Genomic DNA, 23,334 nt, shown 5'->3' on the forward strand with positions numbered 1-23,334 from the left:
CCGATCCTGACTGGGATAGTGGAATTACGGCGGATGGAATCACATGCTCAGGATTCGACGAAGGGCTGGGAAGTAGACGGCTCAGCCCGATGCCGAGATTCTGAGCATCGTCCGCTCCTGACTGGAATAGTGGAATCACAGGCCTTGGATTCGCCCGACTCGGGCCCGGCGTGGCAGCTGACCCGGGAGCGAGCGAGGGCGGAAACGACTCAGCGCGATGAGGGGAGGTGGGACGCCCGATGATCGCTGGAACACCTGTACTCGACCTCGATGACGCTGCTTCGCTGGCGGCGGCCGATACCGGCGGCGCCCTGCGCTCGGCCGCTTCCGGCGGCGCTCAGGTCCGTGCCACCGCGGCGGCCGTCGGCGAGGACGCGCTCGCGCGCCTGGACGGACTGCGACCGCGGAGCTTGGTGCTCGTCTCCGGCTCCGGCCGGGCCGCGCGCGCCGCGAGCCTGCTCGTCGCCGCGCTCGGCGATCGTGCCGGTCTGCCCGTCGTGCCCGTCACCGCATTACCGCCCTGGGTCGGCCCGCTCGATGTCGTCCTCGTCGCGGGTGACGACGCGGGCGACCCACGCCTGACCGACGCGGTGGACCGGGCGCTGCGCCGCGGCGCCGAGGTGGTCGTCGCCGCCCCCATCGAAGGACCGATGCGCGCCGTCGCGGCGGGCCGGGCCGCCGTGCTGGCCCCTCGGGTCCAAGTGCTCGATCACAATCGCCTGCTGCGCTTCCTGGCCGCCGGCATCGCCGTCCTGCGCGCGGTCGACCCGCAACGCAGCGGCGCGTTCGTGCCCGACCTCACCGAGCTGGCCGATGTGCTCGACGCCGAGGCCTTGCGGGCCGGGCCGACGAACGAGGTCTTCCGCAATCCGGCCAAGACACTCGCCTCGCGCATGCATCAGCGCGGGGTCGTGCTGGCCGGCGACTCACCCGCGGCGGCCGAGCTGGCCGAGCACGGCGCCGAGGTGCTGCTGCAGTCGGCGGGCCGGGTCGCCACCGCGGTGGACCTGGCCGAGGCGGTGGCCGCCAAGTCTCGAATGGTCGAGGCCGCAGGCGAATCCGCGCCGGGCTTCGATCCGCTGTTCCACGACGAGGAACTCGACGGACCGGTACAGGTGGAGCGCATCCGAGTGTTCGTGCTCAGTGCCGACGCCGACCAGGCGGCCGCGCGGCGCCGGATCGCCGTGTTCGGCGGCACCGGGTCCAGCCTGGTCGACGCCGATCTGGTGAACGCCGAGCTCGACCTGCTGCACACCGGGCTCATCGATCCGTCCGTGCCCGCCCCGCCGCGTCCCGAGGAGCCCGCTCCCGGCACCGGCGGTGAACTCGAACAGCTCGCCGTGCTCGCGGTACGGCTGGAAATGGCCGCCGCCTACCTACGGCTGATCGGAACCCGCGGCACCGCGACCGACAGCCAAGGGCAGTTCGGGGGAAGCTACTAGTGCACGAACTCGTTGGTGCGCTGCGCTCGTATGCCTGGGGCTCGCGCACCGCGCTCGCTCAGCTGTGCGGCCGACCCGTTCCGTCCGCCCATCCGGAGGCCGAACTGTGGTTCGGCGCGCATCCGGCCGATCCCGCGCACGTCCTGATCGACGGCGACTCCCGATCGCTGCTCGATTTCGTCGCCGAGGATCCGCAGCGCGAATTGGGCCCCGCCGCGCGGGAATTCGGCGGCAAGCTGCCGTTCCTGCTGAAGATCCTGGCCGCCGAGGAGCCGCTCTCGCTGCAGGCGCACCCGAGCACGGCGCAGGCGCGGGCCGGCTTCGAGCGGGAGAACCGCACCAAGGTGCCGTTGGACTCGCCGATGCGCAACTACCGCGACGACAACCACAAGCCGGAACTCGTTGTCGCGCTGGACCGCTTCGAGGCGCTCGCCGGATTCCGCGATCCGCACCGCACCGTCGAACTGCTGCGCGCACTGCAGGTCGACGGTCTCGAGTCGTTCGCCAACCTGCTTGCCGCGCAACCGGATTCCGACGGGCTGCGCACCCTGTTCACCACCTGGATCACGCTGCCGCAGCACGTGCTCGCCACGCTGCTGCCCGAGGTGCTCGACGGCTGCGTGCGCTACCTGTCCGGAAAAGGCAAGCGCGAGTTCACTCCTGAGGCGCGCACCACCCTCGAACTCGCCGAGGCCTACCCCGGCGACGCCGGTGTGCTGGCAGCGCTGCTGCTGAACCGGCTGACGCTGGAACCCGGCCAGGGCCTGTTCCTCGCGGCCGGCAACCTGCACGCCTATCTGCGCGGACTCGGCGTGGAGATCATGGCCAACTCCGACAACGTGCTGCGCGGCGGCCTCACCCCCAAGCACGTCGACGTGCCGGAACTGTTGCGGGTGCTCGACTTCGAGCCGATCAACCTGCCCGTCGTGCTGCCGGAACCGGCGGGCGACGGCTCGGTGCGCTACCGCACGCCCGCCCCGGAATTCCAGCTGCGCCGCTTCGACCTCACCGCGGGCTCGGCCCAGGTCCCGCTCACCGCGGCGGGTCCCGGCATCGTGCTGTGCACGGCCGGGTCGGTGCGGCTGCTGCAGGACGAGTCCGAATTGACGCTGGAGCGCGGTGCCGCCGCGTGGATCTCGGCCGCCGACACCGACATTCGCGCCCGCGCGCTCGACGGCGCGGCCCAGCTGTTCTGCGCCTGCGTCGGCAAGGTCTGATTCGGCGCGCATTCGCGCGACCGCGGTGATCGGTCGGGCATCGAGCCTCCGGGTGCCGGCACACGCTAAGTTAGCCAGGATCGGGCAATTCGGAGAGAGGACGTCCAGGGCATGTCGGCTGGTGGTGGCAAAAAGGCGATTCTCGCCGCGTTGTCGGCGAACGCGGGGATCGCCGTGGCGAAGTTCGTCGGTGCGCTGATCACCGGTTCCGGGTCGATGCTCGCCGAGGCGGTGCACTCGGTCGCCGACACCGGCAACCAGGCCCTGCTGCTGCTCGGCCAGCAGCGCGCGTCGCAGGAGGCCGACGCGCTGCACCCGTTCGGGTACGCGCGCAATCGCTACTTCTACTCGTTCATCGTCGCGCTGGTGTTGTTCACCCTGGGCTCCGGGTACGCGCTCTATGAGGGCGTGCACAAGGTCCAGCATCCGGAGGAACTGAGCTCGCCGATCGTGGCGATCGTCATCCTGTTCATCGCGATCGCGCTGGAGTCCTACAGCTTCCGGACCGCGATGCGGGAATCCGCGCCGCTCAAGGGTGACGCGAGCTGGTGGCGGTTCATCCGTAACTCGCGCAGTCCGGAGCTGCCGGTGGTGCTGCTGGAGGACACCGGCGCGCTGATCGGCCTGGTGTTCGCCTTCGCGGGCGTCGGGCTGACCATGCTCACCGGCAACGCGGTGTGGGACGGCATCGGCACCATCGCCATCGGCCTGCTGCTCGGCGTTATCGCCATCGTGCTGATCGTGGAGATGCAGAGCCTGCTGATCGGTGAAGGCGCTACGCCCGACGAGGACCGGCTCATTCGGGAGAACCTGGTCGACGGTGATCGCATCGATCGGGTGATCCACCTCAAGACCCAATACCTCGGTCCCGAAGAGCTTTTGGTGGCCGCCAAGATCGGCGCGGTGCCCGGCCTCGATGTTGCTCAGCTGGCCAAGGCCATCGATGACGCGGAAGCTCGTGTTCGTGCCGCAGTGCCTGCGGCGCGAGTCATGTACCTCGAACCCGATCTCTACCGCACCGAGTCCGTCTAAGACTTGCGCAGCAATTCCAGTGGGTCGGCGGTGACGCCGAACCGTTGGCGCAGCACGTGGCGGGCGGCGTGCAGGCCGGACATGCCGTGCACGCCGGGGCCGGGCGGGGTCGATGAGGAGCAAAGGTACACGCCGGGAAGCGGTGTGGCGTAAGGGTTCCAGCGCGCGGTGGGGCGGAAGGCGAACTGGCGCAGGGTCATCGCGCCCGCCGAGATGTCGCCGCCGATGTAATTGGCATTGTGCGCGGGCATTTCGGCGGCGGTGTAGACGTGCTTGGCGAGGATCAGGTCGCGGAAGCCGGGAGCGAAGCGCTCGACCTGGGCGATGATCGTCTCGCTGATGTCGCGGGTGGAACCGTTCGGCACGTGTGCGTAGGTGTAGAAGGTGTGCTTTCCCGCCGGGGCACGGGTCGGGTCGACCACGCCGGGCTGGATGGCCAGCACATAGGGCCGCTCCGCGTGTTGACCTGCGGCGACGGCACGTTCGGCGGCCATCGCCTCGGCACGCGTGCCGATCAGATGCAGGGTTCCGGCGCGGTCGAGGCCATCGGCCTGCCAGGGCACCGGGCCGGAGAGCGCGAAGTCGACCTTGCACGCGGCACCGCCATAGCGGAAAGCCCTGAGCCGCTTGGCATACCGATCTGGGAGCCGATGACCGGCGATGCGAAGCAATTCGGCGGGCGCGAGATCGAGCACGACCGCGCGGGCGTCGTCGAACTGCCCGAGTGAATCGATGCGGTGGCCGGTGCGCACCCGGCCGCCGAGCCGTTCCAGCTCGGCGATCAGCGCGTTCGGGATCGCCTGGCTGCCGCCCCGTGGGATCGCCCAGCCGCCCGCGTGCGCCAGCGTGCCGAGCAGCAGTCCGGCGCCCGCGGCGGGCACCCGGCGCGGCGGGGTGATCGCGTGGGTGGCCACGCCGGTGAGCAATGCGGCCGCGGCGTCGTCGCGAAACCTGGTGTTCCACAACGGCGATCCCTGTTCGAGCGTCCGCAGCCCGAACCTGACGGCGGTCAGCAGGTCCTTGGGCGGGCGGCGCAGGTCCGACATCGCGAGGTCGACCACCGACTCCCAGTGCTGCACCAGCGGTTCGAACAGGGATCGCCACGTGGCACCGTCGCGGCCGAGGCCCTCGACGGTCCGGTCCAGGTCACGCCAGGCCACCCCGGCCGTGCCGCCGTCCATCGGATGGCCGTAAGACGCCTCCGGCGTGCGCAATTCGACGCCGTGCGCCGCGAGATCGAACGCGCGGAAGAACGGCGACGCCAACGCCATCGGATGCGCACCGGCACACACGTCGTGCTGAAATCCCGGCAAGGTCAGTTCGGCCGTGCGCGACCCGCCGCCCGCCGTGAACTCGGCCTCGTACACCTCCACCGAGAGCCCGGCCTTCGCCAGGATCACCGCGGCGGCGAGACCATTCGGCCCGGAACCGACGACCACAACATCAGGCATATCCCCACGCTACCGATCGGCACTGCGCAGCTCGGGAAATGCGTGTCCGATCACACCGGCCCGGCACCCGCGGCCGATTCGGTCCGCGCGAACGGGATTCGCCCGCGGTGCGCGGTCAGGCGGAATCGGCACCGACCGCGGCCAGCCATTCGGCGACCAGGATCTCGAGGCGCTGCTCACGCAATTCCGGCCGGAGCCGGCCGTGGCTGTCGAGGGTCGCGAGGCCGTGCATCGCGCTCCAGGCGACCTCGGTCCGGGCGCCGAGGTCCGCCGCGTCGACGAACGGACGAAACAGGGCCTCCAGTTCCGCGAAGCAGTCGACCAGCGGCTGCGGCGCGTCCAGGCCCCAGACGAGGTCGACGTTCATCATGAACATCGCCTCGTAGCGGGCCGGGTTGGCGGCCGCGAAATCCAGATAGGCCCGGGTGACGCGGTACAGCGCGTCGGCCGGGCTCTTCGCCTCCTCGTGCCCCTGATGCAGCACGGCCGCCAGGTCGGCGATGCCCTGCAGGGCCACCGCCGTCACGATCGCCGACTTGCCCGCGAAGTGGCTGTACAGCACCGGCTGGCTGTACTCGATCCGCTCGGCCAGCTTGCGCACGGTCACCGCCTCCCAGCCCTGGGTTTCCGCCAGCTCACGCGCGGTATCGATGATCTGCTGATGGCGTTCGGCGCGCTCGCGTTCCTTGCGGGTCTGGGGACTCATAACCAAAATACTAGCATCGCTAGACAAACTATCGAGGCTCCGTTATGGTTGCTCGTGAACCTAGCAACGCTAGATATCACAGCGACACCGCACCAAGGAGCAGCCACCATGACCACCTCGCGCATCGCCACCGCCCTCTCCCTCATCGGCGCGGCCTTCATCCTCTACATCGGCCTCAGCTACCTGCTCACCCCCGACACCACCGCACCCAGCTTCGGCCTGCCCGCCTGGCCGACCGGCGACGCCGTCGCCTTCCTGAACCTGAAGGGCGTGCGCGACGTCGTCCTCGGCGTACTCATCCTGGTCCTGCTCGCCGCCAAGCAGCGCTACGCCCTCGGCATCGTCACCCTGGTCATCGCGCTGGTCCCGGTCGGCGACATGCTCACCGTGCTCAGCTGGCACGGCTCCCCCGCCGCCGCCTTCGGCATCCACGGCCTCACCGCCGCCCTCGTCTTCCTCACCGGCGGCGTGCTCCTGCGCGAACACCACCAGGCCACCAAAGCCACCACCCCGCAGCCCGTGGCCGTCAACGCCTGACCCCCGAATCCACTGTCCGGTACCGGCATTCGCCCGGTGCCGGACAGACCTGACCCCGGACAGCGCGAAGGGCCCGCAGATCCTGCGGGCCCTTCGTGTTTCACAGAGCAGCTAGGCCGAGACCAGGTCCTTGGTGTCGGGCCCCTGCTGCGGCTGCGCGGCGTGGTCGTTGTCGACCATGGTTTGTTCGTCGAAGGGGAGTTTGCGGTCGAGCACTTCGCGGGTGCGGTCGACGTCGATGGTTTTGGTCCAGGTGCCGATGAGCACGGTGGCGACGGCGTTGCCGGAGAAGTTGGTGAGGGCGCGGGCCTCGGACATGAAGCGGTCGATGCCGACGATCAAGCCGACACCGTCCAGCAATTCGGGGCGGTGACTCTCCAGCCCGCCCGCCAGCGTGGCCAGGCCGGCGCCGGTGACACCGGCCGCGCCCTTGGATGCCACGATCATGAACAGCAGCAGGCCGATCTGCTCGCCGATGTTGAGCGGCTTACCCATCGCATCGGCGATGAACAACGACGCCATTGTCAGGTAAATTGCTGTGCCATCCAGATTGAACGAATATCCGGTCGGCACAACCACACCGACGGTCGTCCGCTCGACGCCCATGTGTTCCATCTTCGCGATCAACCGAGGCAGTGCCGACTCGGACGAGGAGGTCGCGAGGATCAACAGGTACTCGCGGGCCAGATAGCGGACCAGCTTGAACACCGACACCCGGGCAATGGCCCACATCATCACGCCGAGCACGCCGAACACGAATATCAAGCAAGTCAGGTAGAACGCGATCATCAACGTTGCCAACTTCAGCACGGCATCCAGACCACTCTTACCGACCAGATTGGCGATCGCGCCGAACGCACCGATCGGCGCCAGCCACAGAATCATCACCAGCACCCGGAACACGAGCTTCTGGATCACCGCGACGCCACGCACGATCGGCTCGCCGGTCTTGCCCATGGCCTGCACCGCGAAACCGACCAGCAGCGCGATGAACAGCGCCTGCAGCGTGCTGCCCGAGGTCAGCGACGACAGCATGGTCGTCGGCACGATGCTGGTGAGGAAGTCCCAGGTGCCGCCGGCGCCGTGCGCGGTCTTCGCGAGATCCTTACCCGCATTGACCGTCTTGCCGAGGTTCAACCCGGTGCCGGGCGAAAGCAGATTGCCGACAACAAGCCCGATAACGAGCGCGACGGTCGACATGACCATGAAGTACGCAATGGTCAACCCGCCGACCTTGCCGACGGTGGCCGCCGACCGGATCGAACCGATGCCGAGCACGATGGTGCAGAAGATGACCGGCGCGATCATCATCTTGATCAGGTTGACGAAGATGGTGCCGAGCGGAGCAACGGATTGCCCGAACCCGGGCGCGAGCCACCCCACGAGAATGCCCGCGATGACCGCGACGATGACGGCCAGATACAGCCAATGGGTGCGGTCACGCTTGCGCGGTGGTGCTTCCGGTGTTGCTTCGCTCATAAGTGGTGATGTCCTCCGAAGTGGTGCCGACGTGAGGTGCCCCACGCCTTCCAGGCAGAATGATGACGGTCCGGGTGACGCCGGTCACGGTTTGGTGCATTACGTTCAGCGGAGGAAGGCAGCCAGTGAGACGCGGTCGGCTATCCCTGGCCGGTCAGGCCTTCGCGCTACAGCTGATCGTGTTGACGCTGATGGTCTCCGTCGGCGCGGTGCTGGCGGTGCTCGACGCACGGCATCACAGCGACGTGACGACCACCCGCGAGGTACGGGATGTCGCGGTGAGCGTGGCTGAGGCGCGGTCCACCCTGAGCGCCGTCTACACCACCGACCCGACGGCGCAGCTGCAACCGGTGACCGAGCGCATCCGCCTCGCGACCGGCATGGACTTCATCGTCGTCATGGCGCCGGACCGCACCCGCTACACGCACACCAACACGGCGATGATCGGTCAGCCGTTCAGCGGGAACATCGACCGCGCGCTGGCCGGGGAGACGTTCACCGAAACCTTCACCGGCACCCTCGGCCCGTCCATTCGCGCGGTGACGCCGGTCTACGACGGTGGGCGGGTGGTCGCGCTGGTGTCCGCTGGGGTGACCAGGGCCAAGATCGGCGATCAGGTCGCCACCCAGCTGCCGTTGATCCTCGGCGTCGCCGCGGCGGGCCTGATGGTCTCGGGCAGCGGGTCGTTCCTGCTGAGCCGCCGGCTGCGCAGACAGACGCACGGGCTCGCGCCCGACGAATTGCGGGCCATGTACGAACAGCACGACGCGGTGCTGCACTCGATCCACGAGGGACTCGTGGTCTTCGGCATGGCGGGCGAGCGCGCCGAGGTGGTCAACGACGAGGCACGCAGGCTGCTCGAACTGCCCGACGGCGAGGTGCGCCGCAGCGACCTGCCGACCTCGATGCGGCAGATGAGCTGGGGCGTGGTCCGCGACGAGATGCACGTGACCGGTGACCGGATCCTGCTCATCAACCAGGACATCGTCACCTGGGAGGGGCGGCCGATCGGCACCGTGATGACCATCCGCGACCACACCGAATTGCGGGCGGTGCTGGGCGAACTCGACTCGGTGCGCAGTTTCGCCGAATCGCTGCACGCGCAGGCGCACGAATCGGCCAACCGGCTGCACACCGTGATCACCATGGTCGAGCTGGGCCGCTACGCGGAGGCGGTCGACTTCGCCACCTCGGAACTGCAACTGTCCCAAGCGCTCATCGATCGGCTGCTCGGCGCGGTCGGCTCGCCCGCGCTGGCCGCGCTGCTGCTCGGCAAGGTGAACCAGGCGGCCGAGCGCAGCATCGAGTTGACCATCACCGAGGAGACCGCGCTCGACTCGATCGAGCCGCTCACCCCGCAGGAGACGGTCACGCTGGTGGGCAACCTGATCGACAACGCCATCGACGCCGCCGCCGACAGCCCGTCCGGCTGGGTGGAGGTCACCGTGCGGCACCAGGGTGAGCCGGTCGGAGAAAACGCCGAAGCTGTTTCGGCGGAACAATATTCGGCGTTGTATGTTCGCGTCGCCGACAGCGGGCCCGGGATGTCGGAGCAGACATTCGCGCGGGCGTCGCAGCGGGGTTATTCGACCAAGGCCGACCATCACGGGCTCGGCCTCGCCCTGGTCCACCGGCTGGTGGCCAGACATGGGGGGACTATCCGTACCGACCTAGATCCGGAAAGCGCGGTAACCGTGACGATTCCGCGAAAGGACGCACAGTGATCCGAGTGCTGATCGTCGAGGACGAACCACTCATCGCCGAGGCACACCGCGCCTATGTGGACCGCATCGAGGGCTTCACGCCCGTCGGGGTGGCGCACACCGGTCGCGAGGCGATGCGGGCCGCCGCCGACGCCGCGGCCGAGGGCACGCCGATCGACCTGGTGCTGATGGACATCGGGTTACCCGATGCCAGCGGCCTCGATGTCGCCGCGGCGCTGACCGGCCTCGCGCCCCGGCCCGATGTCATCGCCATCACCTCGGCCCGCGATCTCGCCATGGTGCGCACCGCCGTCTCGCACGGCGTTGTCCTCTATCTCTTGAAGCCGTTCACCTTCGCCGCTTTTCGCGACAAACTCGACCGCTACCGCGAATTCCGCACCGCCCTGCCCGCGGGCGAAACCGCCGTCTCCCAGCACGACATCGACCGCGCCCTCAGCGCGCTACGCACCCCGGACCAGCGCGCCACCACCCCCAAAGGTGTTGCGCCGCAAACCCTCGACGAAATCTCGCGCACCGTCCGCGCCGCCCCCGAGGGCATCACCGCCGCGGACACCGCGAGCTCGATCGGCGTCTCCCGCATCACCGCATGGCGCTACCTGGAGAAACTGGCCGACGACGGATTGGTAACCCGCCGTTCGGATTACGGCCGCGCGGGCCGTCCGAAGACCCGCTACGTCTGGAAAACCAAAGCGGGCTAGCCCGCCTCTCCGCGTGTTCAGGCCAGACTCAGGTGCGTCGACTGGGCCGTCGGCGGCCGGCGGTAAAGCGCGGAAGAGTTGGCCGGTCCCCGGCGAGTTACCCATGTACCGACGAAATCAGTTGGCACCATGGGTAACTCGCCGGGAATACCGGCCGCTATACGTCGGTGGAGAAGCGGATGCCGCCGTCGGGGATTTCCACGCCGGGCCAGACTCGCGCGCCGCGTAGAAGTTCGCAGCGTGCGCCGACCTGCGCGCCGTCGCCGATGACGCCGTCGCGCACCAGGGCCCGCGGCCCGATGCGGGCGCCGAAGCCGATGATCGAGCGTTCGACGGTGGCACCGGCCTCGATGATGGCGCCGTCGAAGATGACCGCGCCGTCGAGCCGGGCGCCCGCGCCGACCTCGGCCCCGCGACCGACCACCGTGCCGCCGATGAGCAGCGCGCCCGGCGCGACACCGGCGCCGGGATGGACGAGCGATTCGCCGCGCTGGCCAGGCAGGGCGGGCGAGGGCGCGATGCCGCGGACCAGGTCGGCGGAGCCGCGGACGAAGTCCTCGGGGGTGCCCATGTCCCGCCAGTACGACGAGTCGACGTGCCCCTGCACGCGCGCGCCCTCGGCCAGCAGCGTCGGGAACACCTCGCGTTCCACCGAGACCGGACGGCCCGACGGGATCTTCTCGATGTACTCGCGGCGGAAGACGTAGCAGCCCGCGTTGATCTGATCGGTCGGCGGATCCTGCGTCTTCTCCAGGAACGCGGTGACCCGGCCGTTCTCGTCGGTCGGCACGCAGCCGAAGGCCCGCGGATCGCTCACCCGGACCAGATGCAGCGTGACATCGGCGTTCGTCGACTCGTGCGTATCGAGCACCGCGCCGAGGTCGGTACCGCCGAGTACGTCACCGTTGAACACCATCACGGTGTCGGCGCGGAGCTTGGGCAGCACATTGCGGATGCCGCCGCCGGTGCCGAGCGGCTCGGTCTCGGTGACGTACTCGAGGTCGAGGCCGAGCTCGGAACCGTCACCGAAGTGCTCCTCGAACACCTCCGCCTTGAACGAGGTGCCGAGCACGACGTGCGTGATCCCGGCGTCGGCGATGCGGGCCAGCAGATGCGTGAGGAACGGTAACCCGGCCGTCGGCAGCATCGGCTTGGGTGCCGAAAGGGTGAGCGGGCGCAGTCGTGTGCCCTGCCCGCCCACCAGGATCACGGCGTCGGTGCCTGCATTTCCTGCCATTCAAGGTCCCCTGTTCACAGTGGATCGATTGTTGCGCGCGCCGATCGGCCCGCGGCCTACGCCAGTTCACGCCGGGCCGCACCGAAGACGTGCGGGCCCGTCGCCCATTGTCGCTCAGCCGCGCGCTCAGTGACCCGCTTCTCGCGCCTGTTGACGCAGCGCAGATCGAACCGCAATCCGGGAGCGCACCGCAAGTCCGGCCCGCAACGCGAGCCGCAACGGCAGCTGCCACCAGTGCGGATGCCGGTCGGCCTGGAATCGGTACGCGCTCGCGTGATGCGCGGGCAGCATCACCTCGGGGTGCCGTCCCGCGGCGTGCCCCTTGGCGTGGGTGACCTCGGCGGACGGCACGAACACGTTGTGCCAGCCCGCCTTGCCCATCCGGTCGCCGAAGTCGACGTCCTCCATGTACATGAAGTAGCGCGAGTCGAAGCCGTCGATCGAGTCGAAGGCCGCGCGCCGCACCAGCAGGCAGGACCCGGACAGCCAGCCGACGACGCGCTCGGAGATCTGCTCGTTCTCCTGGCGGTAGCGGCGGGTCCACGGGTTCGTCTTCCACACCGTGCCGAGGATCGCGTGGCCCGCGCCGTCCAGCAGACCCGGCACCTGGCGGGCGGAGGGGTAGACGCTGCCGTCCGGTTCCAGCACCAGCGGGCCGAGCGCGCCCGCCCGCGGCCAGCGCTTCGCCGCCTCGAGCAGCTTGTCGATGGAGTCGGTGCCCCAGCGGATGTCCGGATTGGCGATCACCACGAACTCGATGTCCGGATCGATCTCGGCGACGGCCCGGTTGATCGCGCCGCCGTAGCCGATATTGCCGCCGGTGCGCAGCAGCCGCACATGCGAATTGGCCTCGGCGATCAGCTCGGGCACACCGTCGGTCGACCCGTTGTCGGCGAGAATCACCTGCGGTTTCTCCGAGGTGGCGTCAGCCAGCGTGGTGATGAAGTGCTCGAGGTGCTCGCCCGGTGAATAGGTCACCGTGACGACGGCCAGCCCGTTACGAACGGAATCGGAAGCGCTCACGGCCGCACAGCCTAGTCGGACAACCGCACGAGCGCGTCCTCCAGTGCCACCCGCCACTGGCGCAACGGAGTCAACCCCGCTTCATCCCAGGCACGGTGCGACAACACCGAATATGCCGGGCGCCGTGCAGGTCTCGGAAAAGCGGACGAATCACACGGCCGGACCCGCTCCGGATCCGCGCCGACCCTTTCGAATACCGCACGCGCAAGATCGAACCAGGTGGCCTGCCCGGCATTGGTGGCATGCAGCAGCCGGGGGGCGGCCGGACGAACCGCGAGTTCCAGCAACGCGGCCGCGAGGTCCGCCACGTAGGTGGGTGCGCCGAGCTGATCATCGACCACGTTCACGGTGTCGCGTTCCCGTTCCAGCCGCAGCATGGTGGCGACGAAATCGCTTCCGCGCCCGGCATATACCCACGCGGTACGCACCACATGCGCATTCGGGGCGAGCTTCAGCACAGCCTGCTCACCAGCGAGTTTGGACTCCCCATAGACACTGACCGGCCCGGTCGGATCGGTGGTCTCGTACGGACGGTCGTGCACACCCGAGAACACATAGTCGGTGGACAGTTGAATAAGCCTGGCCTCGACCCGCGCACAAGCCGCAGCCAACACCGCGGGCCCGGTCTCGTTGCCCGCGAAAGCAGCCGCTACCTCGGACTCGGCCCGATCGACCGCGGTGAAGGCGGCGCAATTGATCACCACATCACCCGGTTCGAGCACAGCGGCGACCGCGGCCGCATCGGTGATATCGAGGTCGCGGCGTCCGAAGGCCCGGGCAGCGGGCGCGAGCCGGATCAGTTCCTGCCCGAGCTGCCCGCCCGCTCCCGTCACGACGAGGCGCGCGGGCCGAGCGGCATCGGACGAAGTCGAAGCTGTCACGGGTCGAGTCTGGCACGCCGCCACACCTGCGGATTGCGGGTGCCCGGGCCGCCATTCGTTAGCCTTCAGTCAGTTGCCCGCGGCGGGTGCCCACCGCGAACACGGGTTTGCCGTATGGGTGCCGGGGGATACAGAAAGGTGGGGTGGTCACTCAGACCGTGCTGTCGAAAGAGGCCCCGAGCTTGTCGAAAGGATGTCGAGTTGTCGAGAGGACACAAAGTAGCTGCGGCGCAGGAGGTCCCGGGTGACCCGGCCGCGCCGCGCTGAATCGTTCTTACCGGCGGGTGGCCCGCTGCGTGGCTTCGCCGCGGTGCTCGCCGTACTGGTGCTCGTCATCACCGGCTTCGCCTGGCACAGCGTCGACAGCCTGATCTCCAATATCGAACGGATCGGCAACCTCGGCCTCGGCGGCGGGCGCGACGGCGCCGTGGACATTCTGTTGGTCGGTGTCGACAGCCGCACCGACGCGCACGGCAACCCGCTGTCGGATCGGGAACGCGCGCTGCTGCACGCGGGTGACGAGGTCGGCACCAACACCGACACCATCGTGCTGATCCGGATACCGAACGACGGCCGGTCCGCGACCGCCATCTCCATCCCCCGCGACTCCTACGTCGACATTCCCGATCTCGGCAAGGGCAAGATCAACTCGGCGTACGGCGCGACCAAGGAAACCCAGCGACTGAAGCTGATGAACCAGGGCGTCTCGGAGGCCGACGCGGACAAGCAGTCCACCCAGGCCGGCCGCCAGGCGTTGATCAAATCCGTCGGCAACCTCACCGGCATCAGCGTCGACCACTACGCCGAGGTGAGCCTGCTCGGCTTCGTGCTGCTCACCGACGCGGTCGGCGGGGTCGAGGTGTGCCTGAACAACCCGGTCGACGAATGGATGTCCGGCGCCGACTTCCCGGCGGGCCGCCAGCGCCTCGACGGCCCGTCGGCGCTGAGCTTCGTGCGGCAGCGGCACAATCTGCCGCGCGGTGACCTCGACCGCATCGTGCGCCAGCAGGTGTTCATGGCGCAACTGGTCGGACAGGTGCTCAACGCGAAGACGCTCAGCAACCCCGGAAAGATGAAGCAGCTCAGCGACGCGGTCGGGCGCACGGTGGTGCTCGACGACAACTGGGACGTGCTCGCGTTTCTGCAACAGCTGCAAGACCTTTCGGGCGGGCAGGTGAAATTCGAGACCATACCGGTCACCGATCTGAACTACATGACCGATCGTGGCGAATCGGTGGTGCGGGTCGATCCCAAGGCGGTGAAGTCCTATGTCGGCTCGCTGGTCGACGGGAAGTCCGCCGAATCCGATGAGCCCACTGCGGATCCGGGCACGGTGACTGTCAGCGTGTACAACGCCAGCGGTGTCGGTGGTCTGGCCGGTCAGGTCGCGCAGGCGTTGAGCGGTAAGGGTTTCCACGAGGGCTTGGTCGGCAACTACACCGGCCCCAGCGTCACCGGCAGCCGGGTGCTCGCCGCGAACACCTCCGACGCCAAGGCCAAGGCGGTGGCCAAGGCGCTCGGCGGGCTGCCGGTGCTCGCGGATACGACGCTGTCGCCGGATTCGGTGAGCGTGGTGCTGGCGAGCGACTATTCTGGTCCGGGCTCGGCGGCCGGGGGCCTGTTCGACTTCTCCGGAACGTCGAGCGCCACCGCGACGCCAGTCCCGCCCGCCCCACCGATCGACGCAGGCCAGAACGGACCGAAATGCGTGAACTAGACCATGCGTGAATTCGACCAGGCGCTCACCCTCACCGAGAAGGTGCTCGATCCGATTCTCGCGCGCGAACCAGCGAATCCGCGCGTCACCTACTACGACGACGCCACCGGCGCCCGGATCGAGCTGTCCGGGCTGACCGTGGCGAACTGGGCGGCCAAGACGGCCAACCTGATCCGCGACGAGTTCGGCCTCAGCCCCGGCGCCAGGATCGCGGTGCTGCTGCCCGCGCACTGGCAGACCGCCGCCGTGCTGCTCGGCTGCTGGTGGGCGGGCACCGAGGTGGTGCTGCGCCCCGACCAGGACGCCGAACTGGCCCTGGTGACCCCCGACCGGATCGACGACGCCGACGGCATCGCCGAAGTCGCCGCGCTGTCCCTGGACGCGATGGGCTCACCGGTGCGCGACCTCCCGATCGGCGTCACCGACTTCGCCACCTCCGTGCGGGTGCACGGCGATCAGTTCCTGCCCGGCGGTGCCGGTGCCGCACTGGACGGCATGCCGGTGGCGGAGGTGTTCGCCGAGGCGAAGAAATCGGCCATGCGCCAAGGGTTTTCGGAGGGCGACCGGGTGCTGTCGAGCACCCCCTGGGACACCCCCACCGAACTGATCGACGGCTTCATCGCCGTACTCGCCGCGGGCGCGTCCCTGGTCCAGGTCGTCAACCCCGACCCGGCGCTGCGCGAGCGGCGTATCGAATCCGAGCGGGTCACCGCCCAGCGCGCCTGACCCGACCGAACGCGCCCTTCAGTACCCGAGACCTACCGAAGGTCGCCTTCGGTCGGCTGTACCGACCGGGCGATTTCGACCGAAGGGCACCTTCAGCGGGTGGGACGGGGTGAAGGTCGCATTCGGTCGGGCCGGTGTGGATCGAATCGGCGCGCGCGATGGGCTCGGCGCAGTAGCTTGGGGGCAGTAGGGGTGAGTTGGTCGGGAACGTCGGCGGTTTGCTCCTACTACGGTATAGGCGGAAGTCCGACTAGAGGACGTTCCACATTCTGGCCGGGGTCCGTACGGTGGAGATATCTCACAACGACGGAGTTGGTGAATGATGAAGCCGCAGTATTGGTTCCGCTGGTTATCCGTCCAAGGCGCGCCCCGGCTCGTGCTGCGCCTGCAGGCCCGGCGCGGTGAGCCGTTCGCCGAACTGATGGGCGGGCCCACCGGGTTCGCCGATCCGTATCCCCTCATCGAGCGACTGCGCGGCGAGGGCAGGCTGATCCGTACGCCCATCGCCTGGGCGAGCTTCGACCACGAGCTGTGCCGATCCATCCTGCGCGACAACCGATTCGGCGTGCGCAGCACCGAAAGTTTCAATACCCCGGCCCCGATACAGAAGCTGGCCAAGTACTTCCCGCTGCCGCCGAACCCGGTGGAGCCGCCGTCGATGCTGGTGATCGACCCGCCGGAGCACACCAAGATGCGCAAGCCGGTCGCCTCCGCGTTCACCCCGCGCGCCATCGGCAGGCTGCGCGACCGCGTCGAGACGGTCACCGCGGAACTGCTCGACGCGCTGCCGTCCGGCGGATCCGCCGATCTGGTCACCGCCTTCGCCGCGCAGGTCCCGATCGCGATCATCTCGGAAATGCTCGGCTTCCCCGACTCGGACAAGGAGCGGTTCCTGCACTGGGGCGACCAGCTGACCCCGCTGCTCGACGTCGGCATCTCCTGGCGCGCGCACCGGCGCGCGCTGCGGGCCATGGAGGTGATGAACGAGTACTTCGACGCGCACATCGCGCGACTGCGCCGCACCCCGGGCGACGACATCCTCAGCACCCTGGTCAGCGCGGGCGAGCTGGATATGGTCGCGCTCAAGGCCTCCGCGAGCCTGCTGATGGGCGCGGGCTTCGAGACCACGGTGAACCTGATCGGCAACGGTGTGGTCCAACTGCTGGAACACCCGGAGCAACTGGAGCGGCTGCGCGCCGAACCCGAGCTGTGGCCCAATGCCATCGAAGAGGTGCTTCGCTTCGACTCGCCGGTCCAGACGACGGCGCGAACGGCGTTGTGCGACGTGGAGATCGACGGCATCCAGCTGCGCACGGGCGATACCGTCGTGCTGTCGCTGGCCGGCGCGAACCGCGATCCCGCGGTGTTCGCCGAGCCGAACCGTTTCGACGTCGGCCGCGCCAATGCCAAGGAGCACTTGTCGTTCAGCACCGGCGTGCACGTCTGCCTCGGCGCCAGTCTGGCCAGGATGGAGGGCGTCTACGCCCTGCAAGCCCTGTTCGACCGGTTCCCCGACCTGCAACTCGATGGGCCACCGCGGCGGCGAAAGTTGTTCACGCTGCACGGGTATGAGCAGATGCCGGTCCATCTCGGCCGCCGGGCGCGCACCCCCGAACCCACCGCCGTCTGACCACACCGCTGATCGGTTCCCGCGTACCCGCCGATCTCGTTGCGGGCCAAGGGAACCGATCAGCTGAAGCCGACTGCTTGCTCACCCCAAGCGGTGTGCAGGTCCGCGTCCGGATCGTCGACCACGCGGTCGACGGTGTCGATCACCAGGGTGGTGCGGGTCGACGGGCGGTACGGCGGCCAGTGTTTCGAGCCGTCGAGCGCGGCGGGCACGCCGTGCGTGGCAAAGGCCAACCAGCGCCGCATCATTCGGCCGGATACCTCCATGGCCACCTTGCGGCCGCCGAGCCAGAACGTCGGATCATGGTTGAACGAGCCGAAATTGCCGAACACGTACGGCAATTCGGTGGCGTGGCCCGCGCCGACCCGGGCCGCCCGCAGCATCGGCGTCGCATGATCGAAGCGGTACATCCAGGTCGGTGAGTGCTGGGCGTGCGCGTCGGCCACCCAGTGCGCGGGCATCCGGAACGCGGCGTCACCGGACATGGCCAGCGCGCCGCGCGTCTTGTCCAGATCCGGGTAGGCGGAGGTGATTTCGGCGATCCGCTCGTGCGACAGCTCCGGATGGCTGGCCGCCACATCGCTGAGCATCGCGTTCACCGCGTCCGGGGTCACCGGCATGATCGGCGAGCGGAACACCCGGAACAGCGACGCCTCGTCCTTGTTGGTGCCGATCATCAACGGCACCCGGTGCGAGCGCCCGTGCTGGAATCGATCGATCGGATAGGTCGGCAGCAGATCGCCGTCCACCACCGGCGCGGCCGCCAACCGGCCAGGCTCCTTCAACGGGATCTCGTCGAGCAGGATGCCGGCGACCTCGACGATCTTCTCGATCGGCCAGTCGAGCAGTTCGATGGCCCGGTGCGCGGGCAGTTCTAGCAGCTCGAGGAATCGCCGCGCCACCCCGGCCGCCCGCTCCTGACCGAAGACAGTGGTCGCGGGCGGGCTCTCCGCGATGGCCTTGTGGAACAGCCCGGCCGCGCGCGGCGAGGTCAGCAGCGCGGTGACACAACCGGCGCCGGAGGATTCGCCGAACAACGTGACATTGCCCGGGTCGCCGCCGAACGCGGCGATATTGTCGCGCACCCATTCCAGCGCGGCGATCTGGTCGTGCAGCCCGAGATTCGGCGTGAACGGCCCCGGCAGCGAGGACAGATCGAGGAAACCGAGCGCGCCGAGCCGGTAGTTCACGGTGACCACCACGACGTCACCGGTCTCGGCCAGCTTGCGTCCGTCGTAGATGCCCTGCGCCGCGGTGCCGAGGCAGTAGGCGCCGCCGTGCAGCCAGACCAGCACCGGCCGCGGTTCGCCCGTCTCGAAGGTGTGCACCACTTCGCCGACATCGCGTCGCGGCGACCAGACGTTCAGCCAGAGGCAATCCTCGCCCATCCGCAGGTCGGAGTCGACGGGGACCATGTTGCCCATGGTCTGCGGTGCGATGTCGCCGAAGGTGGCGCAATCCCTGGTTCCGTCCCATTCGGGCGCGGGCAGCGGCGGCATGAATCGATTGCCCCCGCTCGGCGCAGCCGCATAAGGAATGCTGCGCCACACTGCGACCGGACCGTCCCAGCGGCCGCGTACCTCGCCCGAGGTCGTGCTGGCGATCGGCTCGGCGCCGCCCACTTCCGTGTCGAATTCAGTGGTCATGCTCGCACCTCCTGCCAGGGACCCATCGGTGTGCTGCCGGTTTGCTCCAGCGGGCCCCGCACCTCGTGATCTCTTCTTCGAGAGTACGTCCATGCTGACGACCTGGGAACGCGACGCACCATTATGCGATCCCGGCGGTACGCTTGACCGATGCCGAGTTACAGCTATCGGTGCCGCAGCTGCGGGGACACTTTCGAGATGAACCGCCCGATGGCGGAGTCGTCGGATCCGGCGTCCTGCCCGAGCGGCCATGCCGACACAGTCAAGCTGCTGACCACGTTTGCCACGGTCAGCCGGGGTAACGCGGCGCCAGCGCCGAGCCAGCCCGCGCGTCCCGCCGGTGGCGGCTGCTGTGGCGGAGGCTGCTGCAGCTGAGCGGCGCCCTGCCGCGATCGTGGATAACCGGGGCGGCGTTCAGTCGCGACGATCGGCGTGGCCGAGATCACGGTCCGGTGCGACCCGGTCGCGCACCCGTTGTTTCAACACCGTGATATCGGGAAAACCGCCGTCGGCCTTGCGTTCCCAGATCTGCTCGGCGTCAACGGTGATCCGGAAAACGCCGCCCGTCCCCGGAATCAGTGCCACCTCACCGAGTTCGGTGGCGAAGGTGGTCAACAGCTCCTGCGCCATCCAGCTCGCGCGCAGCAGCCAGCGGCACTGGGTGCAGTACTCGATCGCGACACGGGACATAGTGGGTCACGTTACTCAGGCTTCGATCTCACCGTCGAGGTAGACCCAGGCACCCTCGGCGCGCCGGAACCTGCTGACCTCGTGCAGCGATCCGCGCGTGCCGTCCGCCCGGTAGTGCGCGACGAACTCGACCAACCCGGTCTCATCGAACAGCCCGCCGTCGGCGGTGCGCAGTATTTCCAGGAACAACCACCGCTGGTCCGGATCGAGCGTCAACTCCGCCGGCCTGGTCCGCGGATGCCACGATCGGCGTAGATAGTCGGTGTTGCCGACCGCGAAAGCCGTGTAGCGCGAACGCATCAACGCTTCGGCGGTCGCCGCCGCCCGCTTCCCGCTCAGCACCGGCCCGCAGCAGTCGTCGAAGGCCTCGCCCCGGCCACACGGACACATCCGCGTCCCACTCATGCCTCGATTGTTGCGCGCCGCCCGCAACAAAGATCAGGCCGGGGGGTCAGCGCGCCTCGACGGCGGCCAGCGCCTTGGCGATCGCGACCGTCTGTTCGCGCCAGCGGCGCAGATCGGTGACGCTCGGCGCGAGCTCGTAGTCGTGGTGGTGCGCGGCCCTGGACAACGCGGCCCACAGCGCGGCGACCTGCGCCGCCACCTCGGGTCCGGCGAAGGTGCGCAGCGCGATCAGCTGCGCCCGCATCGGGCAGCGCATCAAGGCGGGCGCCAGCCGCGCCCACAGCTCATCCACGCACTGCTCCAACGCGATTCGCAGAATCCACGCGGTGGCGCGCGACCACAGCCCGCCCGCATCGGTCACCGATCCGGCCAGCAGCCGATCCACCGTGTCCAGCCGCTCGGCCACCGACGGCCGCGGTCGCCGCGGGCCTTTCGCCGGTCCACGCTTGTTACCGCGCCCGCCGTTCGCACCGCGGCGCGGCCCGCGCTGCGTCATCGCCATCGCGCCGTCATTTCCCGAGCCACGCGACGAATCGTTCGGTCTCGGTGATCAATTCGCGCATGCTGCGCCCGATCGGCACGTGCGCGCCCGCCGTCGCGTCGCGCAGCGCCTCGACCACCCATTTCCCTTCGCGCGCAACGAGATGCTTGTTGAGATCGTCGACCTTGCCGCCGACGCCCATCACCGCGAGCGCGACCTTCGCCCTGGTGGATTGCGCGGCATCGATGTGGCGCTCCACCTCGCGATGGTTCATGCCGTCGGCGAGCAGGGTGCGCCTGGCCCGGCCGAGGCTCGCGGCCTCCACCGCGGAACGGCAGCAGGTGGCGACGAGCTCGTCGGCGATGGCCTGCGGCAGCTGCGGGGTGCGCACCAGCGCGCGGGCGTCGTCGAGGTAGCGGCGGACCGGGTCGCTGGACACCCGCACCTCGACCACCGAACGGTCGCGGCGCTGCACCTCCAATACGGTGGCGTCCAACTGCATTCGGCGCACCGCCTCGGCGAGGCGCTCGTCGTGGGTGAACACGACCACCTGCCTGGTCCACGCGACCGCGGCCAGCACCCTGGCCAGCCCGTCCACCTTCGCCGGGTCCATCGCCTGCACCGGATCGTCGATCATGACGAAGCGGAACGGGCTCTCCTCGACCGTGGCTCTCGGCAGGAACAGCGACAGCCCGAGCGCGTGCAGCTCGCCCTGGCTCATCACGCCGAGCGCGGCGCCGTCCACGTCGTCGACGGTGACGTCGAGCAGCACCCGGCGGGCCGTTCCGGCGTTGCCCTGCAAGGTGATCGAGCCGAGCTCCACGTTGCTCTGCTGGCGCAGCGTCTGCCAGACCCAGCGCGCCGTGGTCTCCAGCGGCGTCATCCGTTCGCCGCGCAGGCCAGCGGTGGCGGACTTGAGCCAGTCCTCGGCCTTCTTGACGGTGCGCAGTTCGGCCGCGTGCGCGGCGACCTCGCGCGCGCCCTCCAGCCAGCTCACGATGCGCGGCACCAGCGGGGTCCACACCTCGTCGAGCCGGTCGAGTTCCTTGCGGGTGCCCTGCTGCACCAGATCGAGCTCGTCGACCAGCCGCGCGTGTGCGCCGCGCAGCCGGTCCGGCAGGTCGGTGCTGTAGTCGGCGGCGGTGAGCGCGGCCCAGTCAGCCCAGGCCCGGCGGACCGCGGCGGTGTCCACCGAGGGCGGGTTACGCGGGTCGAAATCCAGTTCCGGCGGAATGAGATCCGGCAACGACCGCGCCGCGCGCAGGGCATCGCCGAGTTCGGTGCGTGCGGTGGTGAGCGCGTCGACCCTGGCGGCCAGGGTGGCGATCGAGGCGTCGGCCTCGCGGGCCCACGTATCGTCCAGGTCGCCGCGACCGCACACCGGGCACGGGCAGGTGCCGCTCGCCATGTGGTGATCGCGAGCCCGGCGCAGCAGCTCCAGCACGCGCAGGTCGGCCTCGGCGTCTGCGGTGGTGCCGAGGGTCAGCGCCGTGCCGCATTCCGCCAGCCTGGTGGCCACCTGGGCCACCTCCGCGGCAGTCGGCAGGGTGAGCCGCACGATCGCGCGCAGACCCGCCGGGCCGTCCGGATCGTCGAAGGTGCCGATCACCTCGCGTCCGACCGCGGCGAGGTCGGGCTGGGCGGGGCGGAGCAGGCCGTTCACCCGCACGGCACGATCGTCGGCCACCGTCTCGAGCGCCTCCAGCAGCTCGAGCCTTTCCTGGCGTGAATCACGCACGGCGCGTTCCAGTTCCAGGCGGCGCATCCGAATTCGCTCCTGCGCCAAGGTCAGTTCGTCGAGGCCGAGCAGCTGGTGCAGCGCGTCGAACAGGTCGCTCGGTTTGCCGTCGACCAGCGCGCCGAGCTCGCTGTAGGACAGGAACGGGCGGTAGAGCTCCAGCCTGCCCGCCCAGCGATCCATGTCGAATTCGGTTGGCGCGGTGGGCGGGTGCTGTTCGGTCCAGGTCGCGTCGGGCAGGTCCGCGTCGGCGGCCCATTCCTTGGCAATGGTCAGCTGCGGCTTGGTGCCGGTGGTGAGCAGCTCCACCTCGATGCGGGCGGTGCCGCCGTCGTGCAGGTTGCGCCAGCCCTCCCGCCAGGCCGCGGATCGCCCGTCCCAGCGGCGATTTCCGCCGGTGAACACCAGCTCGGCGGCCTCGGCGAAGCTGGATTTGCCGCTGCCGTTGCGGCCGACGACCAGGGTGAGGCCGGGGCCGGGCGGCAGTTGCAGCTCGGCTTGCGGACCGATGCCGCGGAAGCCGCGGACCCGGATGGCGCGCAGGAAGATCCCGCCGTCGTCGAATTCGGTTGCCCGATCATCGTTCTCGGTGCCGCCGAGGGCGCGCAGGACGGTGCGTGCGACCGACGGTGTCACCGCGGGATCCGCAGCGAGCCTGCGGGTTACCACCTCGGTCAACCGCGGCACCGGATCGGCGTCGGGACGCAATTTGGTTGGACCCCCTCCACCACCGAGCCGCTACACGTCCTCCGACCCCGTGCGCGGCGCCACTGTCGAAGCTGTGCGAAACGCTACCCGATCGCGTCGAATTCGCCCACCGGAGGAAATCCTCCGGCCCCGATGCGAATCTGCCCGCGCGGGGATGGATATGGCC

Annotated in this window: 21 protein-coding genes; 10 read left to right on the forward strand and 11 right to left on the reverse strand. The window is 69.1% G+C overall.

What is annotated here, in order from left to right:
* Positions 1–239 precede the first annotated feature (239 nt).
* The 3 genes from ACIBK2_RS45445 to ACIBK2_RS45455 all read left to right on the forward strand — a co-directional run bounded on the left by ACIBK2_RS45445 (position 240) and on the right by ACIBK2_RS45455 (position 3,691).
* Positions 240–1,442, forward strand: a complete 1,203-nt coding sequence (locus ACIBK2_RS45445) for a tobH protein (protein ID WP_396977444.1) — start codon at positions 240–242, stop codon at positions 1,440–1,442.
* Complete coding sequence (gene manA / locus ACIBK2_RS45450; protein ID WP_396977445.1) at positions 1,442–2,659, forward strand: mannose-6-phosphate isomerase, class I; 1,218 nt, start codon at positions 1,442–1,444, stop codon at positions 2,657–2,659. The genes ACIBK2_RS45445 and manA overlap by 1 nt, the downstream gene beginning before the upstream one ends.
* A gap of 111 nt (positions 2,660–2,770) precedes the next feature.
* Positions 2,771–3,691 (forward strand): cation diffusion facilitator family transporter, encoded by a 921-nt coding sequence (locus ACIBK2_RS45455; RefSeq protein ID WP_396977446.1) that lies wholly within the window; start codon positions 2,771–2,773, stop codon positions 3,689–3,691.
* Here the strand turns inward: ACIBK2_RS45455 and ACIBK2_RS45460 are convergent.
* On the reverse strand, positions 3,688–5,142 hold the full coding sequence (locus ACIBK2_RS45460) for a phytoene desaturase family protein (protein ID WP_396977448.1): 1,455 nt from the start codon (positions 5,140–5,142) through the stop codon (positions 3,688–3,690). The genes ACIBK2_RS45455 and ACIBK2_RS45460 overlap by 4 nt on opposite strands.
* A gap of 115 nt (positions 5,143–5,257) precedes the next feature.
* Positions 5,258–5,848 (reverse strand): TetR/AcrR family transcriptional regulator, encoded by a 591-nt coding sequence (locus tag ACIBK2_RS45465; RefSeq protein ID WP_396977450.1) that lies wholly within the window; start codon positions 5,846–5,848, stop codon positions 5,258–5,260.
* Positions 5,849–5,956: 108 nt separating this feature from the next.
* On the opposite strand from ACIBK2_RS45465, the gene ACIBK2_RS45470 reads away from it, so the two are divergent.
* A complete protein-coding gene (locus ACIBK2_RS45470; protein WP_396977452.1) occupies positions 5,957–6,385 on the forward strand; it encodes a DUF4267 domain-containing protein in 429 nt (142 codons plus the stop codon).
* Between the two features lie 111 nt (positions 6,386–6,496).
* Here the strand turns inward: ACIBK2_RS45470 and ACIBK2_RS45475 are convergent, their stop codons facing one another.
* Positions 6,497–7,864, reverse strand: a complete 1,368-nt coding sequence (locus ACIBK2_RS45475) for a cation:dicarboxylate symporter family transporter (RefSeq protein WP_396977454.1) — start codon at positions 7,862–7,864, stop codon at positions 6,497–6,499.
* Between the two features lie 125 nt (positions 7,865–7,989).
* On the opposite strand from ACIBK2_RS45475, the gene ACIBK2_RS45480 reads away from it, so the two are divergent.
* Complete coding sequence (locus ACIBK2_RS45480; RefSeq protein ID WP_396977456.1) at positions 7,990–9,588, forward strand: ATP-binding protein; 1,599 nt, start codon at positions 7,990–7,992, stop codon at positions 9,586–9,588.
* Positions 9,585–10,286: a response regulator gene (locus tag ACIBK2_RS45485; RefSeq protein ID WP_396977458.1), complete on the forward strand. Its 702-nt coding sequence runs from the start codon at positions 9,585–9,587 to the stop codon at positions 10,284–10,286. Before ACIBK2_RS45480 ends, ACIBK2_RS45485 begins: the two co-directional genes overlap by 4 nt.
* A gap of 157 nt (positions 10,287–10,443) precedes the next feature.
* On the opposite strand, the gene ACIBK2_RS45490 is transcribed toward ACIBK2_RS45485, so the two are convergent.
* The 3 genes from ACIBK2_RS45490 to rfbD form a co-directional block, all read right to left on the reverse strand.
* Positions 10,444–11,523 (reverse strand): NDP-sugar synthase, encoded by a 1,080-nt coding sequence (locus ACIBK2_RS45490; RefSeq protein WP_357380856.1) that lies wholly within the window; start codon positions 11,521–11,523, stop codon positions 10,444–10,446.
* A 126-nt stretch (positions 11,524–11,649) separates the two neighbouring features.
* Positions 11,650–12,546 (reverse strand): glycosyltransferase family 2 protein, encoded by an 897-nt coding sequence (locus ACIBK2_RS45495; protein ID WP_396977460.1) that lies wholly within the window; start codon positions 12,544–12,546, stop codon positions 11,650–11,652.
* A gap of 11 nt (positions 12,547–12,557) precedes the next feature.
* Positions 12,558–13,427 carry a dTDP-4-dehydrorhamnose reductase gene (rfbD, locus tag ACIBK2_RS45500; RefSeq protein ID WP_396977462.1) on the reverse strand — a complete coding sequence of 290 codons (870 nt, stop codon included), beginning with the start codon at positions 13,425–13,427 and terminating at the stop codon, positions 12,558–12,560.
* A 292-nt stretch (positions 13,428–13,719) separates the two neighbouring features.
* Here rfbD and ACIBK2_RS45505 point away from each other — a divergent pair, with 292 nt between their 5' ends.
* From ACIBK2_RS45505 to ACIBK2_RS45515, 3 genes are all read left to right on the forward strand, one after another.
* Positions 13,720–15,144: an LCP family protein gene (locus tag ACIBK2_RS45505; RefSeq protein WP_396977507.1), complete on the forward strand. Its 1,425-nt coding sequence runs from the start codon at positions 13,720–13,722 to the stop codon at positions 15,142–15,144.
* Positions 15,145–15,147: 3 nt separating this feature from the next.
* Positions 15,148–15,870 (forward strand): TIGR03089 family protein, encoded by a 723-nt coding sequence (locus ACIBK2_RS45510; RefSeq protein WP_396977464.1) that lies wholly within the window; start codon positions 15,148–15,150, stop codon positions 15,868–15,870.
* Positions 15,871–16,192: 322 nt separating this feature from the next.
* Positions 16,193–17,500, forward strand: a complete 1,308-nt coding sequence (locus ACIBK2_RS45515) for a cytochrome P450 (RefSeq protein ID WP_396977509.1) — start codon at positions 16,193–16,195, stop codon at positions 17,498–17,500.
* A 59-nt stretch (positions 17,501–17,559) separates the two neighbouring features.
* On the opposite strand, the gene ACIBK2_RS45520 is transcribed toward ACIBK2_RS45515, so the two are convergent.
* Complete coding sequence (locus ACIBK2_RS45520) at positions 17,560–19,146, reverse strand: carboxylesterase/lipase family protein (protein WP_396977466.1); 1,587 nt, start codon at positions 19,144–19,146, stop codon at positions 17,560–17,562.
* Positions 19,147–19,296: 150 nt separating this feature from the next.
* Here ACIBK2_RS45520 and ACIBK2_RS45525 point away from each other — a divergent pair, with 150 nt between their 5' ends.
* Positions 19,297–19,521 (forward strand): zinc ribbon domain-containing protein, encoded by a 225-nt coding sequence (locus ACIBK2_RS45525; RefSeq protein ID WP_396977468.1) that lies wholly within the window; start codon positions 19,297–19,299, stop codon positions 19,519–19,521.
* A 39-nt stretch (positions 19,522–19,560) separates the two neighbouring features.
* Here ACIBK2_RS45525 and ACIBK2_RS45530 read toward each other — a convergent pair whose 3' ends face one another.
* From ACIBK2_RS45530 to ACIBK2_RS45545, 4 genes are read right to left on the reverse strand one after another with little or no spacing between them, the layout of a single operon-like run.
* Positions 19,561–19,836: a SelT/SelW/SelH family protein gene (locus ACIBK2_RS45530; RefSeq protein WP_357380867.1), complete on the reverse strand. Its 276-nt coding sequence runs from the start codon at positions 19,834–19,836 to the stop codon at positions 19,561–19,563.
* Between the two features lie 15 nt (positions 19,837–19,851).
* On the reverse strand, positions 19,852–20,241 hold the full coding sequence (locus ACIBK2_RS45535; protein WP_396977470.1) for a YchJ family protein: 390 nt from the start codon (positions 20,239–20,241) through the stop codon (positions 19,852–19,854).
* Positions 20,242–20,287: 46 nt separating this feature from the next.
* The gene (locus tag ACIBK2_RS45540) at positions 20,288–20,743 is read right to left on the reverse strand and encodes a hypothetical protein (RefSeq protein ID WP_396977472.1); all 456 of its coding nucleotides are present in this window, start codon (positions 20,741–20,743) and stop codon (positions 20,288–20,290) included.
* A 7-nt stretch (positions 20,744–20,750) separates the two neighbouring features.
* Positions 20,751–23,147 (reverse strand): AAA family ATPase, encoded by a 2,397-nt coding sequence (locus ACIBK2_RS45545; protein WP_396977511.1) that lies wholly within the window; start codon positions 23,145–23,147, stop codon positions 20,751–20,753.
* Positions 23,148–23,334 lie beyond the last annotated feature (187 nt).

The sequence above is a fragment of the Nocardia sp. NPDC050175 genome (assembly GCF_044459885.1).
Classification (GTDB): Bacteria; Actinomycetota; Actinomycetes; order Mycobacteriales; family Mycobacteriaceae; genus Nocardia.

Excerpts from the sequence above, each read along its gene's own strand:
- ACIBK2_RS45470 (WP_396977452.1), top strand. The coding sequence starts at position 5,957 with ATGACCACCTCGCGCATCGCCACCGCCCTCTCCCTCATCGGCGCGGCC.
- ACIBK2_RS45455 (WP_396977446.1), top strand. The coding sequence starts at position 2,771 with ATGTCGGCTGGTGGTGGCAAAAAGGCGATTCTCGCCGCGTTGTCGGCG.
- ACIBK2_RS45515 (WP_396977509.1), top strand. The coding sequence starts at position 16,193 with ATGAAGCCGCAGTATTGGTTCCGCTGGTTATCCGTCCAAGGCGCGCCC.
- ACIBK2_RS45475 (WP_396977454.1), bottom strand. The coding sequence starts at position 7,864 with ATGAGCGAAGCAACACCGGAAGCACCACCGCGCAAGCGTGACCGCACC.
- ACIBK2_RS45520 (WP_396977466.1), bottom strand. The coding sequence starts at position 19,146 with ATGACCACTGAATTCGACACGGAAGTGGGCGGCGCCGAGCCGATCGCC.
- ACIBK2_RS45525 (WP_396977468.1), top strand. The coding sequence starts at position 19,297 with ATGCCGAGTTACAGCTATCGGTGCCGCAGCTGCGGGGACACTTTCGAG.
- ACIBK2_RS45540 (WP_396977472.1), bottom strand. The coding sequence starts at position 20,743 with ATGGCGATGACGCAGCGCGGGCCGCGCCGCGGTGCGAACGGCGGGCGC.
- ACIBK2_RS45465 (WP_396977450.1), bottom strand. The coding sequence starts at position 5,848 with ATGAGTCCCCAGACCCGCAAGGAACGCGAGCGCGCCGAACGCCATCAG.
- ACIBK2_RS45445 (WP_396977444.1), top strand. The coding sequence starts at position 240 with ATGATCGCTGGAACACCTGTACTCGACCTCGATGACGCTGCTTCGCTG.
- ACIBK2_RS45490 (WP_357380856.1), bottom strand. The coding sequence starts at position 11,523 with ATGGCAGGAAATGCAGGCACCGACGCCGTGATCCTGGTGGGCGGGCAG.
- ACIBK2_RS45535 (WP_396977470.1), bottom strand. The coding sequence starts at position 20,241 with ATGAGTGGGACGCGGATGTGTCCGTGTGGCCGGGGCGAGGCCTTCGAC.
- ACIBK2_RS45530 (WP_357380867.1), bottom strand. The coding sequence starts at position 19,836 with ATGTCCCGTGTCGCGATCGAGTACTGCACCCAGTGCCGCTGGCTGCTG.
- ACIBK2_RS45460 (WP_396977448.1), bottom strand. The coding sequence starts at position 5,142 with ATGCCTGATGTTGTGGTCGTCGGTTCCGGGCCGAATGGTCTCGCCGCC.
- ACIBK2_RS45510 (WP_396977464.1), top strand. The coding sequence starts at position 15,148 with ATGCGTGAATTCGACCAGGCGCTCACCCTCACCGAGAAGGTGCTCGAT.